The sequence below is a fragment of the Streptomyces sp. NPDC057682 genome (assembly GCF_042799575.1).
Taxonomy (GTDB): Bacteria; Actinomycetota; Actinomycetes; order Streptomycetales; family Streptomycetaceae; genus Streptomyces.
In genome coordinates this window covers 239,307-253,572 of the sequence record NZ_JBHVIN010000003.1, presented here as the reverse complement: position 1 = coordinate 253,572, position 14,266 = coordinate 239,307, and the positions used below count along the sequence as shown (strand labels likewise).

Annotated in this window: 10 protein-coding genes; 5 read left to right on the top strand and 5 right to left on the bottom strand. The window is 73.0% G+C overall.

Annotated features, from left to right (window positions below):
• Positions 1–38: 38 nt before the first annotated feature.
• From ACFVDM_RS06355 to ACFVDM_RS06340, 4 genes are all read right to left on the bottom strand, one after another.
• Complete coding sequence (locus tag ACFVDM_RS06355) at positions 39–1,361, bottom strand: endo-1,4-beta-xylanase (RefSeq protein ID WP_383633991.1); 1,323 nt, start codon at positions 1,359–1,361, stop codon at positions 39–41.
• 561 nt (positions 1,362–1,922) lie between these two features.
• Entirely contained in the window at positions 1,923–2,648 is a 726-nt protein-coding gene (locus ACFVDM_RS06350) for a hypothetical protein (protein ID WP_383633988.1), read from the bottom strand.
• A 414-nt stretch (positions 2,649–3,062) separates the two neighbouring features.
• Positions 3,063–3,761, bottom strand: a complete 699-nt coding sequence (locus ACFVDM_RS06345) for a response regulator (RefSeq protein WP_383633986.1) — start codon at positions 3,759–3,761, stop codon at positions 3,063–3,065.
• Positions 3,758–5,071: a sensor histidine kinase gene (locus tag ACFVDM_RS06340; RefSeq protein WP_383633984.1), complete on the bottom strand. Its 1,314-nt coding sequence runs from the start codon at positions 5,069–5,071 to the stop codon at positions 3,758–3,760. Before ACFVDM_RS06340 ends, ACFVDM_RS06345 begins: the two co-directional genes overlap by 4 nt.
• A gap of 214 nt (positions 5,072–5,285) precedes the next feature.
• On the opposite strand from ACFVDM_RS06340, the gene ACFVDM_RS06335 reads away from it, so the two are divergent.
• Positions 5,286–6,014 carry an ABC transporter ATP-binding protein gene (locus tag ACFVDM_RS06335; protein WP_383633982.1) on the top strand — a complete coding sequence of 243 codons (729 nt, stop codon included), beginning with the start codon at positions 5,286–5,288 and terminating at the stop codon, positions 6,012–6,014.
• The gene (locus ACFVDM_RS06330; RefSeq protein ID WP_383633980.1) at positions 6,011–8,362 is read left to right on the top strand and encodes an FtsX-like permease family protein; all 2,352 of its coding nucleotides are present in this window, start codon (positions 6,011–6,013) and stop codon (positions 8,360–8,362) included. Before ACFVDM_RS06335 ends, ACFVDM_RS06330 begins: the two co-directional genes overlap by 4 nt.
• 58 nt (positions 8,363–8,420) lie before the next feature.
• Here ACFVDM_RS06330 and ACFVDM_RS06325 read toward each other — a convergent pair whose 3' ends face one another.
• Positions 8,421–10,244: a serine hydrolase gene (locus tag ACFVDM_RS06325; RefSeq protein WP_383633978.1), complete on the bottom strand. Its 1,824-nt coding sequence runs from the start codon at positions 10,242–10,244 to the stop codon at positions 8,421–8,423.
• Between the two features lie 182 nt (positions 10,245–10,426).
• Here ACFVDM_RS06325 and ACFVDM_RS06320 point away from each other — a divergent pair, with 182 nt between their 5' ends.
• Genes ACFVDM_RS06320 through ACFVDM_RS06310 form a run of 3 tightly spaced genes read left to right on the top strand, consistent with a single transcriptional unit; the run spans position 10,427 to position 14,232 of the window.
• A complete protein-coding gene (locus ACFVDM_RS06320) occupies positions 10,427–11,536 on the top strand; it encodes an NAD(P)H-dependent flavin oxidoreductase (RefSeq protein ID WP_383633976.1) in 1,110 nt (369 codons plus the stop codon).
• A complete protein-coding gene (locus tag ACFVDM_RS06315; RefSeq protein ID WP_383633974.1) occupies positions 11,533–13,074 on the top strand; it encodes an acyl-CoA synthetase in 1,542 nt (513 codons plus the stop codon). Before ACFVDM_RS06320 ends, ACFVDM_RS06315 begins: the two co-directional genes overlap by 4 nt.
• 51 nt (positions 13,075–13,125) lie before the next feature.
• Positions 13,126–14,232, top strand: coding sequence for a calcium:proton antiporter (locus ACFVDM_RS06310; RefSeq protein ID WP_383633972.1), 1,107 nt, complete (start codon positions 13,126–13,128; stop codon positions 14,230–14,232).
• Positions 14,233–14,266: the final 34 nt, after the last annotated feature.

The following is a 14,266-nucleotide window of genomic DNA, read 5'->3' as shown; positions in this document are numbered from 1 at the left end:
CCCTCGCGCTGACGGGCCCGGTGCGGGGCCCGCCGGGGTCAGGACGCGGTGCAGGCGCCGATCGCGGGCGCCGAGGTGTTGCCGTTCGTCATGACGGTGAACCCGAAGGAGGTCGAGGCCCCGGCCGCCAGACCACCGTTGCCGTTGGGGCGCATCGTCATCACATTGCCGCTGCCGTCCCAGGACGGCGAGCCGTTCCAGGTGGCGGAGACCTTCTGCGGCGAGGAGACCGTGACCGCGACCGTCCAGGTGCTGATCGCCTTGCTGCCGGCCGTGATCGTCACCTGTCCGTTGAAGCGGTCGCCCCAGGTGTTCGTCCTGGTGTACGTGGCGGTGCAGGTCGCGCTCCCGCCGCTGCCGCCGTCACCGCCGCCGCCGCTGGTGCCGCCGAGCGCGGTGAGCACGGCGGTGTACGCGGGCTTCTTCCCGTAGTTGTCGTCGAAGAGCAGCGGGGTGCCGCTGCTGCGCCACGAGTACTTGTCGGGAATGCCCCAGACGGTGATGCCCGCGCACCGCGACACGGCGAGACAGGCGTTCACCACCTTGGTGTAACTGGCCGCCTGTGCCGAACCCGAGCCCTCGATGTCCAGTTCGGTGATCTGCACGTCCACGCCGAGGTCGGCGAAGCGCTGCAGATTGGCCTGGTAGTCGGAGGGGACGGGCGAGTTGGCGTTGAAGTGCGACTGGAAGCCGACGCAGTCGATCGGGACCCCGCGCTGCTTGAAGTCCTTGACCATGGCGTAGACCGCGTTGCTCTTCGCGTTCTGGCCGTCGGTGTTGTAGTCGTTGTAACAGAGCTTGGCCGCGGGGTCGGCCGCGCGGGCGGTGCGGAAGGCCTCCTCGATGAAGCCGTTGCCCAGCTTGTCCTGGAACGGGGAGCTGCGCCGGGCGCCGCTCCCGCCGTCCTGGAAGGCCTCGTTGACGACGTCCCAGGCGTAGATCTTGCCCTTGTAGTGGCCCATCACCTGGTTGATGTGGTTGTTCATCGCCGAGCGCAGATCGGTGGCGTTCAGTCCGCCGACCCAGCCGGGCAGCTGGGAGTGCCAGACCAGGGTGTGGCCGCGGAGCTTCATGCCCTTGCCCTGGGCGTGGCTGACGATCTGGTCGGCGGAGCCGAAGGTGAAGCTGCCCCGGGAGGACTCGACGGCGTCCCACTTCATCTCGTTCTCCGGGGTCACCATGGTGAACTCGGTGTCGAGGGTGGAGGCGTACGCGGCCTCGCCGAGGTGGTTCGCCGCGACGGCGGCCCCGAAGTAGCGGCCCTTGGCGGCCGCGGAGCCCCCGAGGGTCGTCGCGGCCTGGGCGGTGCCCGCGAGCGAGAGGACTCCCGCCGCGGTGAGCAGCCCGGCGGTGGCGAGCACACCGGCTCTCCGTATCGGTGAACTTCTCCGGGGACGGGCGGCGGTGCCGCCGTGCGAGGGGGTGACGATCACTTTCCAACACCTTCTTCCGGTCGCCGGACGGCATGGGAGGGCCGCCCGCGGGGATGGGGGCTGATCGGTGACGCAGGGAGCGAGGGAGAGTATGCGCGCGGCCGGACGGCTCGTCAACGCCGGATTTCCGAAATATTTCGAGAAGGTAAACGGCTTTCCCGTTCCTTGAATGCCATGTGACCTGCACAGATGTGGTCGACTGATCGGGCGGAGGAGGTCTGCTGGGGGACGCATGGGTACATTCGGCTCTGTCCGCTACGAAAGCATTCCGAATGTGAGGGCGATGCATTGCGGCTTCCTTGATGGTCGTCCCGTCAAGCCCAGCCGTGGGCATCTCATTGACCTGGATGTTTCCGCGCGATCGCCCGGAGAAGCTTGGCCGTTGAACCGAAAATGCAGCCCATCCGGAGCGAAATATTTCGGCGTAAAAAAGAATCTTGAAATGACTGAGCGGGGGGACGCGCCGACGCGTCCCCCCGCTCGCGGTCCCTACCGTCCGAGGGCCTGCCGCACGCTGCGGCCGTGGTACCGGCCCAGGCGGTACAGCTCCCAGCAGGAGAGCACCGTCACCGACACCGGCGCCCCGAGCAGGAAGACCACCCGGGCGACGACGGGAACCTCGACGTTCTCGTTGCCGACGACGTCGAGCACGGCCATCACCCACACCAGAAGGGTCGCGAGGACGGGCGGCAGGACCTCGTGGATGTCGGCCGTCCGGAACACGTGCATCAGGCTGAGACCGATGCCGTACAGGGCGAACCCCAGCGACCAGGCGCACATGACGACCAGGACGACCATGCCGGGTACCCCGATGGCGTCACGGAACCCGCGCGTCGCCGCGTCCGGCGCGACGGCCAGCGGGAACGTCGCCATCGAGCCCATCAGTGCCGCCACCGCCCCGAACGACTTCAGCGACCGGCGCAGATAGAGCCCCCGCAGCGCACCGCGCGCGGCGCACGCGAACAGGGCGATCACGAACGGGAAGGCGCACACGAGGACGAGGGTGCTGATCCAGCTCTGGTCGAACTTGTCGCTCGCGACGCTCTCGGCACCCCGCGCGGAGTCCACCGGCTTGTAGGACATGACGAGCACCAGCCAGGCCGCGATGCCGAGGCCCGTCCGCCACATCTGGAGCCTCCGGACCGTCGGATCCTCCACGACGTCCGGCCGCGAGGGCCGGAACGCCCGCTGGGCCGCGTAGAACGGGTTGTACACGCACTTCCGGATCCGCTGACCGCGCGTCAGCGGCGGCCGGGGCCGCGGAGGCGGCGGCTGGGGAGGATACGGCTGCGGCGGGTACGGCTGTGGCGGGTACGGGCCCCAGCCCTGCGGGGGAACGGGGGCCGGCTGCGGGGGATACGGGCCGGGGCCGGGACCCGTGGGGTGGGGGACCGGGCCGGGGGCCGGATGCCCTCCGGGGCCGGGGCCGTTCGGCCCCCAGTGGCCGTTGCCGTGCGTGCTCATGCCCTGTGCCCTCGATGTCGCGGTCGGTGCCGTGGTCGCGACGCGGCTCGGGCCGCCCGCTCGGCGTGGGGCGCGAGCCTATCCGTCACCAACACCCGGACGCGTGCGTTCCGGGCCTCGGCGCGCCCGTCCTCACCGCACCCGCCGCAGTTGTTCGCCCCCGCTTCACGTACGGTCGGCGGGCGGCGGGACCGCCTCGCGCCCGCCCGTGGTGACCAGGCCCGTCTCGTACGCGGCGATGACGGCCTGGACCCGGTCGCGGAGCCCCAGTTTGGCGAGGATCCGGGCCACGTGCGTCTTGACCGTCGCCTCGGCGAGCCGGAGCCGGGCGGCCAGTTCGGCGTTGCTCAGGCCCCGGGCGAGCAGGCCGAGCACCTCCAGTTCGCGCGGGGTGAGCGCGGCGAGGTCGCGGTGCAGGCCGGCGGTCTCCCCGTCGTGCCGGGCGAACCGCTGCACCAGCCGGCGCGTGATGGCCGGGGCCAGCAGGGCGTCGCCGTCTCGCACCGTGCGCACGGCCACCGTCAGGTACTCCGGCGTGACGTCCTTGAGCAGGAAGCCGCTGGCCCCCGCGGACAGTGCCGCGTACACGTACCGGTCCAGGTCGAAGGTGGTGAGGATGAGGACGCGCGGTTCGCCGGGCGCGCCCGTGAGGATCCGACGGGTCGCCTCCAGACCGTCCGTCCCCGGCATCCGGACGTCCATGAGCACCACGTCGGGGCGGGTGCGGCGGACCGCCTCCACGGCCTCCTCGCCGTCGGCCGCCTCGGCGACGACCTCGATGCCGGCGGCCCCGAGGATCAGCCGGAACCCGGTGCGTACGAGGGTCTGGTCGTCGGCGATCACGACGCGCAGGGGATCGGTCACGGCACATCCAGGGGGATCAGGGCCTCCACGCGGAAGCCGGCGGTCGTTCTCGGTCCGGCGTGCAGCGTGCCGCCGTACACGGCCAGGCGTTCGCGCAGGCCGATCAGCCCCCGGCCGTTGCCGCCGGCCGCGCCCGCGCCCGGCGGGCCGCCGGTGTCGGTGACCTCCACCCGCAGCCGGTCCGGGGCGTGGGCGACGGTCACCGAGGCCGCCGCCCCCGACGCGTGCTTCACCGTATTGGTCAGGGCCTCCTGGACCACGCGGTAGGCGGCGAGTTCGACACCGGGCGGCAGGGCGCGCGGCGTGCCGGTCACGGTCAGGGCGACCGGCACTCCGGTGGACCTGACCCGGCCGACCAGCGCCTCCAGCCGGTCCAGTCCGGGCTGCGGGGCCAGCTCCGCGTCGGCGTCGTCCAGGTCCTCGCCGCCGCCGGGCCGGCCGTCCCCGTCGGGCATCGTGAGCAGCCCCATCACGTTGCGCAGTTCGGTCATGGCGGCGCGCCCGCCCGCCTCCACGGCGAGCAGCGCCTCACCGGCCTGCTCCGGCGACGTCCTCATGACGGTGCGCGCCGCCCCCGCCTGAATGAGCATCACACTGACGTTGTGGGTCACGACATCGTGCAACTCGCGCGCGATCCTGGCCCGTTCGTGCTCGACGGCCCGGCGCAGCGCCTCGTCCCGTTCGCGCTCCAGCGCGGCGAGCCGGGCCCGGCCCTCGTCGGTGCGGAGCTTCCACGTACGCAGTCCGACGGCGGCCAGGGCCATCGGCACCAGGATCAGCAGCACGATGTACTCGTTGGGCACCACCGGCGTGACCGAATTGCCCGCCGAGCCCACCAGGACGATCGCCACCGGCAGCGCCACCAGCGTCGCCACCCTGTTCGAGCCGTACACCGCGGCGCTGTACACGGCGATCACGAACGCGTAGAGCGTCAGCCGCAGCACACTCTGCGGCGTGGCCAGGGTCGCGGCGGTGACCACGCAGAGCACCGCCAGCGGATACCGGCGCCGCAGCACCAGCGCCCCCGAGGCGACGGCCGCGAGGCCCACCATGAAGGCCATGCCTTCCCGCCCCGACGGCCGGGCGACCTCCAGCACCACACCGGGGGCGATCTCCCGCCACACCACCCGGCCGGAGTTGTCGATGCCGTAGAAGACGGTGACGGCCCCCAGCACCAGCGCCACCAGGGCGTCGAACAGCCGGGCGCGGCGGCTGGGCCGCGGCGGCGGGCCGCCCGTGCGCACGGCCTCCCGCACGGTCCGGCGGGCGGCCTCCCGCAGCCGTTCGAACGTCGTGGTCAGATCCCTCACCGGTTCATTGTCGCCGCGGCCCCCGCTCCGCCGGCTCCGCCCCGGTGACCATCCGCGGCGCACGGCGTACACCGCCCGCCTCCGTCGAAAGGATGACACCCGGCGGACTCGTCCCGACGCGGTACCGAAAGGGGGCCGTGCGGCCGACGCGGCGGTCCGGGCCCCGCTCCTAGCGTTCCGGTGAACCCACCGCACGGAGCCGAGGAGCCCCTTCATGACCACACCGCTGATCGAACTGAGCGGCGTCGGCCGCAGATACGACGGCGGGCCGCCCGCGCTCCACGACGTCTCGCTGAGCGTGCGCGCGGGTGAGGCCGTCGCGATCCTCGGCCCCTCGGGCAGCGGAAAGTCGACCCTGCTCAACCTGATCGCCGGCCTCGACCGGCCCGACACCGGCACCGTCACCGTCGACGGGGTACGCGTGGACCGGCTGAACGAGACCGGGGCGGCGCTCCACCGCCGGACCCGGATCGGCATGGTCTTCCAGTTCTTCCACCTGCTCGACGACCTGACGGTGACGGACAACGTCGTCCTGCCCGCACGGCTCGCGGGCGTGCCCCGCCGGGCGGCCGCGCGGCGGGCCGCCGAACTCCTGGAGACCCTCGGCATCGAGCGCCACGCGGGCACCCTCCCCGGACGGCTGTCCGGCGGCGAGCGCCAGCGCGTCGCGGTGGCCCGCGCCCTGATGAACCGTCCCGCGCTGCTCCTGGCCGACGAACCGACCGGCGCGCTGGACACGGCGTCGGGGCAGGAGGTCGGCGCCCTGCTGGCCGATCTCAACGCCGCCGGCCAGACCCTCGTCGTCGTCACCCACGACCTGGCCCTCGCCCGGTCCCGCACGCACCGCACGGTGCGGATCGCCGACGGCCGGATCGCCGAGGACGTCCGGTCGGCCGACCTCGTAGCGGACCCGGCGGGCACCGCGTCGCAGGCCGCCCGATGAGCGCGCCGGGCACGATCGTGCGCTCCGGGGTGGCCCGCCGACGGGTGCAGACCCTGGTGATCGGCCTGGCCACGATGATGGCGGTGGCCGCCTCCGTTCTCGGCGGATCGCTGCTCGCCGTCTCCGACACCCCGTTCGACGACGCCTTCGCCCGGCAGCACGGCGCCCATCTCTCCCTGCGGTTCGACGCCGGCCGGGTCGGAGACGCGGAGCTGGCGCGGACGGCACGCGCCGACGGGGTGAGCGACGCCGCCGGACCGTTCCGCACGGCGACGGTCCGGCCCGAGGCGGACGCCACGGGGCCCGGCTGGCCGATCACCGTGGTGGGCCGGGCCGACCCCGGCCGGGACGTGGACAGGGTGGCGCTGCTCGACGGGCGGTGGCCGGCCCGGCCCGGAGAGATCACGGTGTCCGAGGACTCCTCGCTCTTCGCCCCCACGGGCCGCAGGCTCACGTTCGCCGGACTGCCCGGCACCCCGGCGCTGACCGTGGTGGGCAGGGCCCGTTCGGTCACCCGTACCGCCGACGCCTGGGTGGTGCCCGCCCAGATGGGCGCGCTCACCGCCGAGGGCAGCGGTGGCTACCAGATGCTCTACCGCCTCACCGACGCGCAGAGCGAAGCGGCCGTCGACGCCGCGGCCGCCGCCGTGACCCGCGCCCTGCCGCGCGGGGCGGACGCCGGCGAGCAGTCCTGGCTCACCGTCAGGCACTCGGCCGCCCGCGCGACCTCCCTGTACATCCCCTTCATCGGGGCGTTCGGCGTGCTCGGACTCGTGATGTCCGTCCTGGTCGTCGGCAACGTGGTCGCCTCCGCCGTAGGGACGCACACACGCCGCATCGGCATCCTCAAGGCCATCGGCTTCACGCCGGCCCAGGTCGTGCGCGCCCACATGGGCCAGGCACTGATCCCGGCCGCCGCCGGAACGGTGCTGGGGGTCCTCGCCGGACACCTGCTGGCCGTACCGGTGCTCGCCGAGGCGGAGGACCTCTACGGTTCCTCGGCCCTGACCGTGGCCCCCTGGGTCGACGCCGCCGTGATCGGCGGGGTCCTCGGCCTGGTGGCGGCCACCGCCTGGGCGGCCGCCCGGCGGGCGGGCCGGCTGCGGACGGTCGACGCGCTGGCGGTCGGGCGTTCCGGCGCGGCCGGACGCGGCCGGCGCGTCTCCGCGGCTGCCACCCGGCTGCCGCTGCCCCGGCCCGTCGCGATGGGCCTGGTCCGGCCGTTCGCACGGCCCGCCAGAGCACTGGCCATGGGCACGGCGATCCTCTTCGGCACGGTCGCCGTCACCTTCACCGTGGGCCTGGGGGCCTCGCTCGGCCGGGTGATGGAGGCCAAGTCGCACGATGTCGCCGACGTCGTGGTGCCTCCGCCGATGCCGGACTTCGGCCCGGACGGCCCCGTACCGAAGAAGCGCTCCGAGGTGCCCGATCCGGCCGCCGTCGCCGCCGCCGTCGAGGCCCGTCCGGGGACCGCGAAGTACTACCGCGCCACCACCGTACGGGCGAGCGTCTCCGGGACGACCGGGACGGTCGACGTGGTCGCGTTCACCGGGGACGCCTCCTGGGGCGGCTACACGATGGTCGCCGGGCGCTGGCTCCGCACCGCCGGCGAGGCCGTGGTCCCCACCGGGTTCCTCACCGCCACCGGCACCCGGATCGGGGACACCGTCACCCTGGACGGTCTGGCCGCACCCGTCGCGGTGCGGATCGTCGGAGAGGTGCTCGACCCCCGGAACGACGGCATGCAGGTCTTCACGGACGGCTCGACGCTGTCGGCCGCCCACCCGGAGACGACCGACACCAGCCACCACATCGCCCTCGTGCCCGGCACGGACGCCGCACGTTACGTCGACGGGCTGAACGAGGCGCTGAAGCCGCTGGGCGCGCGGGCCCGCACCGGTTCGCTCGGCGCGGGCGGCGACATGGTGGCCACGCTCGACGCGCTCGCGGCCGTCCTGACCCTGATGCTCGTCGCCGTCGCCGCGCTCGGGGTGCTCAACGGGGTCCTGCTCGACACCCGCGAACGGGCCCGTGAGATCGGCGTCCACAAGGCCCTCGGCATGACGCCCCGCCAGACCGTCGCCATGGTCCTCACCTCGGTCGCCGTCACCGGACTCGTCGCGGGCGGGCTCGGCGTACCGCTCGGAACGCTGCTCCACTCCCTGGTGCTGCCCGCCATGGGCGACAGCGCGGGGCTGCGCCTCCCCGACTCCGTCCTCGCCGTCTACCACGGGCCCCAACTCGTCCCGCCGGCCTTCGGCGGGCTGGCCATCGCCCTGCTGGGCGCGCTCCTGCCCGCCGGATGGGCGGCGAGGACCCGCACCGCGACGGCCCTGCGCACGGAGTAGCCGGCGCGCCGGGCCGGGGGCACGGGCACACGGCCCGGCCCCCGGCCCGGGGGCGGGGTCAGTCCGCCGAGACCGTCCAGCCGTTCGCCTCGATGCGGCGGGCGTCGGCCGGGCGCGCCTCGTCGAAGACCGGACGCCCGCCCGTCTCGACCCGGAGGGCGTCCACGTACACGCCCCGGCCGACGTACAGCGGGTCCGTGGTGCAGCGCCAGCGCAGCCGCACCTCGGTGTCCCGCCACGCGGAGAGGTCGGCGTCCAGCCGGTGCCAGACGCGGCCCGACCAGCCCGAGACGGCGCCCGAGGGATGGGCCACCGGCTCCTGCGGGGGTGCGGTCGCGGTGGTGAAGGCGACGGGGCGCCAGGTGGTGCCGCCGTCCGACGAGCCCTCCAGGTACAGGAAGTCGGAATCCGGCTCGGTGTCCCACCACACCCGGCAGCTCAGCCGGGTACGGGCGGCGGCCCTCACCGGCGGCAGGGTCAGGGTCGCCGACGTGGAACCGGTCATCCCGGCGAACCACGCGGTCCCGCCCCGCTCCGGCCGGACCGCGACCGCGCGGGCCATCTGGTTGGCGGTGGCGACCCGCGGCGCGCTGCCGGAGCGCCAGCTGCGCACCGGGTGCACCGAGTTGCCCAGCACGATCAGGAACGAGTCGGTGCTCGGGTCGAGCACCAGGCTCGTCCCGGTGAATCCGGTGTGCCCCGCGGTGTGCGGGGTGGCCATCGCCCCCATGTACCAGTGCTGGTAGAGCTCGAAGCCGAGGCCGTGCGCGTCCCCGGGGAACGCGGTGTTGAAGTCGGTGAACAGCAGCTCCACCGACTTCTCCGACAGGATCCTCGCCCGGCCGTACACCCCGCCGTTGAGCAGCGTGCGGGCCAGGATCGCCAGGTCCCAGGCGCAGGAGAAGACCCCGGCGTGGCCCGCGACCCCGTCCAGGCTGTACGCGTTCTCGTCGTGCACCTCGCCCCAGACCAGCCCGCGGTCCAGGCCCGACCAGGGGAGCCGGGCGTCCTCGGTCGCGGCGATCTTCGGCTTCCAGGAGGCCGGCGGGTTGTACCGGGTGCGGCGCATCCCGAGCGGAGCGGTGATCTCCTCGCGGAGCAGGACGTCCTCGGTGCGGCCGGTGATCTTCTCCAGGACCAGCTGGAGCGAGATCAGGTTGAGGTCCGAGTAGAGATAGACGGTGCCCGGGGGATTGGCCGGTGCCTCGTTCCAGATCAGCTCCTGCTTCCCCTCCCGCGTCGGTGCGGCGTACAGGGGGATCCAGGCCTTGAACCCGCTGGTGTGGGTGAGCAGCTGACGGATGGTGACGTCCTGCTTGCCGGCCCGTGCGAAGTCCGGCAGGTAGGTGGCGACGGTCGCCTCCAGCTCCAGCGTTCCCCGCTCGATCTGCTGGACGGCCAGGATCGAGGTGAACAGTTTGGACACGGAGGCCAGGTCGAAGACGGTGTCCTCGGCCATGGGGATCTGCTGGTCCGCCGGGAACTCGACACCGGTGTCCGTCTTCTCGTCGTACGCCGCGTAGCGCACGGCCTTGCCGATCGGCCGGTGCAGCGCCACCGTTCCGCCGCGCCCGGCGAGCAGGACAGCGCCCGCGTACCAGGGGTGCTTGGGGGAGTCGGCGAGATAGCGCTCCGCCTCCGTGACCAGTTGGTCGAGCGGTCCCTGCAACAGCCCCGCGCGGGCCGCGGATCCGCGGCGCAGTGTCGGCCGGGAGGGCGACGCGGCCCCTGTGCTCATGTCCGACGACCCCGTCCCCGGCTCCGTGGCGGCCGCCGCCGTCGCGAACGGAACGGGCGCCAGGGCGAGTGCCCCGCCCAGGGCCAGCATCCCACCGCCCAGCCCGCGCCGGGTGATGCCCCCGCCCCTCGTGTCCTCGGCCATCCGGAACCCCTTCCCACTGCCTGAAAGTAATTTTCGAAATCTCTTGCGAGTGTGAAACTTCCTTCCGGGCAGAGGGTACTGTCACCCCCCTCGGTCCCGTAGGTCCCGTGCGCCACAAAGAATCTGACACTGCATCAGAAAATGTCTTCCCTCGGTTGTCGGACTGCGGCATCCTGCCGCCCATGGAGACGGAGCTGAGCCAAGAACTGGGGATCGAGCACGCCATTTTCGGCTTCACGCCGTTCCCGGCGGTGGCCGCGGCCATCACCCGGGCCGGGGGATTCGGCGTACTCGGTGCGGTCCGCTACACCGCCCCCGACGACCTCGCACGCGATCTCGACTGGATGCAGGCCCACACGGACGGCAAGCCCTACGGCCTCGACGTCGTCATGCCCGCCAAGAAGGTGGAGGGCGTCACCGAGGCCGATGTGGAGGCGATGATCCCGGCCGGGCACCGGCAGTTCGTCCAGGAGACGCTGGCCAAGCACGGCGTTCCCGAACTCGCCGAGGGCGAGGCGTCCGGCTGGCGCATCACCGGCTGGATGGAGGAGGTCGCCCGCACCCAGCTCGACGTGGCCTTCGACTACCCCATCAAGCTCCTCGCCAACGCGCTCGGCTCACCGCCCCCCGACGTCGTCTCCCGCGCCCACGAGAACGGTGTCCTCGTCGCCGCGCTCGCCGGCAGCGCCCGGCACGCCCGCCACCACGCGGACGCGGGCATCGACGTCGTCGTCGCCCAGGGCTACGAGGCGGGCGGCCACACCGGCGAGATCGCCTCGATGGTCCTCGTCCCCGACGTGGTGGACGCGGTGGGCCCCCTCCCGGTCCTCGCCGCCGGCGGCATCGGCAGCGGCGAGCAGATCGCGGCCGGGCTGGCGCTCGGCGCCCAGGGCGTCTGGCTCGGCTCGCTCTGGCTCACCGCCGAGGAGGCAGATCTGCACTCCCCGGCCCTGACCGCCAAGCTCCTCGCCGCGGGCTCCGGCGACACCGTCCGCTCCCGCGCCCTCACCGGGAAGCCCGCGCGCCAGCTCCGCACCGAATGGACGGACGCCTGGGACGACCCGGCGGGCCCCGGCACCCTGCCCATGCCGCTCCAGGGGCTCCTGGTGGCCGAGGCCGTCTCCCGTATCCAGAAGTACGAGACGGGCGCGCTGCTCGGCACCCCCGTCGGCCAGATCGTCGGCCGGATGAACAGCGAACGCAGCGTCCAGGCCGTCTTCGACGACCTGACCCGCGGCTTCGAACGCGCCGTGGACCGGATCAACCGCATCGCCGGACGGAGCGCCTCATGAACCAGCCGCCCAACGGCTTCTGGGCCCAGGCCACCGCCGACCCCGACCGCACCGTCCTCGTCACGCCCGAGGGCGAGGAGTGGACGGCGGGACGGCTGCACGCCGACGCCAACCGCATGGTGCACGGACTGCGCGCGGCAGGCCTGGAGGAGGGCGACGCCTTCGCCGTCGTCCTGCCCAACGGGGTCGAGTTCCTCACCGCCTACCTCGCCGCCTCCCAGGCCGGCTACTACCTCGTCCCCGTCAACCACCACCTCGTCGGACCCGAGATCGCCTGGATCGTCTCCGACTCCGGCGCCAAGGTCCTCATCGCCCACGCACGCTTCGCCGACGCCGCGACGGCGGCGGCCGACGAGGCGAAGCTCCCGGCGAGCCACCGCTACGGGGTCGGCGGGGCCGACGGCTTCCGCCCGTACGCCGAACTGCTGGAGAACCGGCCGGTGTCACCGCCCGAGGGGCGCACCCTCGGCTGGGTCATGAACTACACCTCCGGCACCACCGGCCGCCCCCGGGGCATCCGCAGGCCGCTCCCCGGCAAGCTCCCCGAGGAGAGCTACCTCGGCGGATTCCTCGGCATCTTCGGCATCAGGCCCTTCGACGGCAATGTCCACCTGGTCTGCTCGCCGCTCTACCACACGGCCGTGCTCCAGTTCGCCGGAGCGGCCCTGCACATCGGCCACCCGCTGGTCCTGATGGACAAGTGGTCGCCCGAGGCGATGCTGCGGGCGATGGACACCCACCGCTGCACCCACACGCACATGGTCCCCACCCAGTTCCACCGCCTCCTCGCCCTGCCCGAGGAGGTCCGCTCGCGCTACGACGTCTCGGCGATGCGGCACGCCATCCACGGCGCGGCCCCCTGCCCCGACCACGTCAAACGGTCCATGATCGACTGGTGGGGGCACTGCGTCGAGGAGTACTACGCGGCCAGCGAGGGCGGCGGCGCCTTCGCCACCGCCGACGACTGGCTGAAGAAGCCGGGCACCGTCGGCCGGGCCTGGCCGATCAGCGAACTCGCGGTCTTCGACGACGACGGCAACCGGCTCGGCCCGGGTGAACTGGGCACTGTCTACATGAAGATGAGCACCGGCGGCTTCCAGTACCACAAGGACGAGGGCAAGACCCGGAAGAACCGCATCGGCGACTTCTTCACCGTCGGCGACCTCGGCGTCCTGGACGAGGACGGCTACCTCTTCCTCCGCGACCGCAAGATCGACATGATCATCTCCGGCGGGGTGAACATCTACCCCGCCGAGATCGAGTCCGCCCTGCTCCGCCACCCCGCCGTCGCCGACGCCGCCGTCTTCGGCATCCCGCACCCCGACTGGGGCGAGGAGGTCCGGGCCGTCGTCGAACCCGCCGAGGGGCACGAGGCCACGGACGCGCTCGCCGAACAGATCCTCGCCCACTGCGCAGGGCTGCTCGCCGGGTACAAACGGCCCAAGACCCTCGGCTTCATCGAGGCGATGCCCCGCGACCCCAACGGCAAGCTCTACAAAAGGTGGTTGCGGGAGCCCTACTGGGAGGGCCGCGACTGAGCCGGTCCGCCCGGAGGGCGCGCCCCCGCCCGCTCTGGCAGCGTGGGAGGCATGGACACGCGCGCGACGATCCGTTCACTGGCGACCCGGTGGACGGTCGTCGTGCCGCTGGTCGCCGCCCTCGCGCTGGTGTTCAGCTGGGGGCGCGAACTGCCCTCCGCCGCCGTCGCCGTGGTCGCGCTCTGCCTCGCCGGGGCGGTCCTGGCCGCGGTCCACCACGCCGAGGTGATCGCCCACCGCGTCGGCGAACCCTTCGGCTCGCTCGTCCTCGCCGTCGCCGTGACCGTGATCGAGGTCGCGCTCATCGTCACCCTGATGGCCGACGGCGGGCCCAGGACGACCGCGCTGGCCCGCGACACCGTCTTCGCGGCGGTCATGATCACCTGCAACGGAATCGTCGGGCTCTCCCTGCTGGTGGGCGCCGTCCGCACCCGCGTCGTCGTCTTCAACGCGGAGGGCTCCGGCGGCGCGCTCGCCACCGTCGCCACCCTGGCCACGCTCAGCCTCGTGCTCCCCACCTTCACCACCGGCAAGAAGGGCCCCGAGTTCTCGCCCGCCCAACTGGGCTTCGCCGCCGTCGCCTCGCTCTGCCTCTACGGACTGTTCGTCGCCGTACAGACCGTCCGGCACCGCGAGTACTTCCTCCCGCTCACCCAGGACGGACACGTCCGGCAGGACGAGCAGCGGGCGCACCTGCCGAGCCGCGGCGCCACCGCGCTGAGCCTCGCCATGCTGCTCGTCGCCCTGATCGCCGTCGTCGGCGACGCCAAGGCCGTCTCCCCGGCCATCGAGTCGGGCGTCGAGGCCGCCGGTATGCCGCAGGCCGTCGTCGGCGTCGTCATCGCGCTGCTGGTCCTGCTGCCCGAGACCCTCGCCGCCGTACGCGCGGCCCGCCGCGAACGCATCCAGACCAGCCTCAACCTGGCCCTCGGCTCGGCGATGGCCAGCATCGGCCTGACCATCCCGGCCATCGCCCTCGCCTCGATCTGGCTCGACGGACCGCTCCACCTCGGCCTGGGCGCCACCCATATGGTGCTGCTCGCGCTCACCGTCGTGGTGGGGGCGCTGACCGTCGTGCCCGGACGGGCGACCCTGCTCCAGGGCGGCGTCCACCTGTCGGTCTTCGCCGCGTTCGTCTTCCTCGCGATCAGCCCCTGACCGCCGGGGGCCAGGGGCTGATCGCGTTTCCCGG

What these genes read in the sequence shown, in the direction of transcription:
- ACFVDM_RS06315 (WP_383633974.1), top strand. Translation starts at nt 11,533, where the DNA reads ATGAACCAGCCGCCCAACGGCTTCTGGGCCCAGGCCACCGCCGACCCC.
- ACFVDM_RS06330 (WP_383633980.1), top strand. Translation starts at nt 6,011, where the DNA reads ATGAGCGCGCCGGGCACGATCGTGCGCTCCGGGGTGGCCCGCCGACGG.
- ACFVDM_RS06335 (WP_383633982.1), top strand. Translation starts at nt 5,286, where the DNA reads ATGACCACACCGCTGATCGAACTGAGCGGCGTCGGCCGCAGATACGAC.
- ACFVDM_RS06325 (WP_383633978.1), bottom strand. Translation starts at nt 10,244, where the DNA reads ATGGCCGAGGACACGAGGGGCGGGGGCATCACCCGGCGCGGGCTGGGC.
- ACFVDM_RS06320 (WP_383633976.1), top strand. Translation starts at nt 10,427, where the DNA reads ATGGAGACGGAGCTGAGCCAAGAACTGGGGATCGAGCACGCCATTTTC.
- ACFVDM_RS06310 (WP_383633972.1), top strand. Translation starts at nt 13,126, where the DNA reads ATGGACACGCGCGCGACGATCCGTTCACTGGCGACCCGGTGGACGGTC.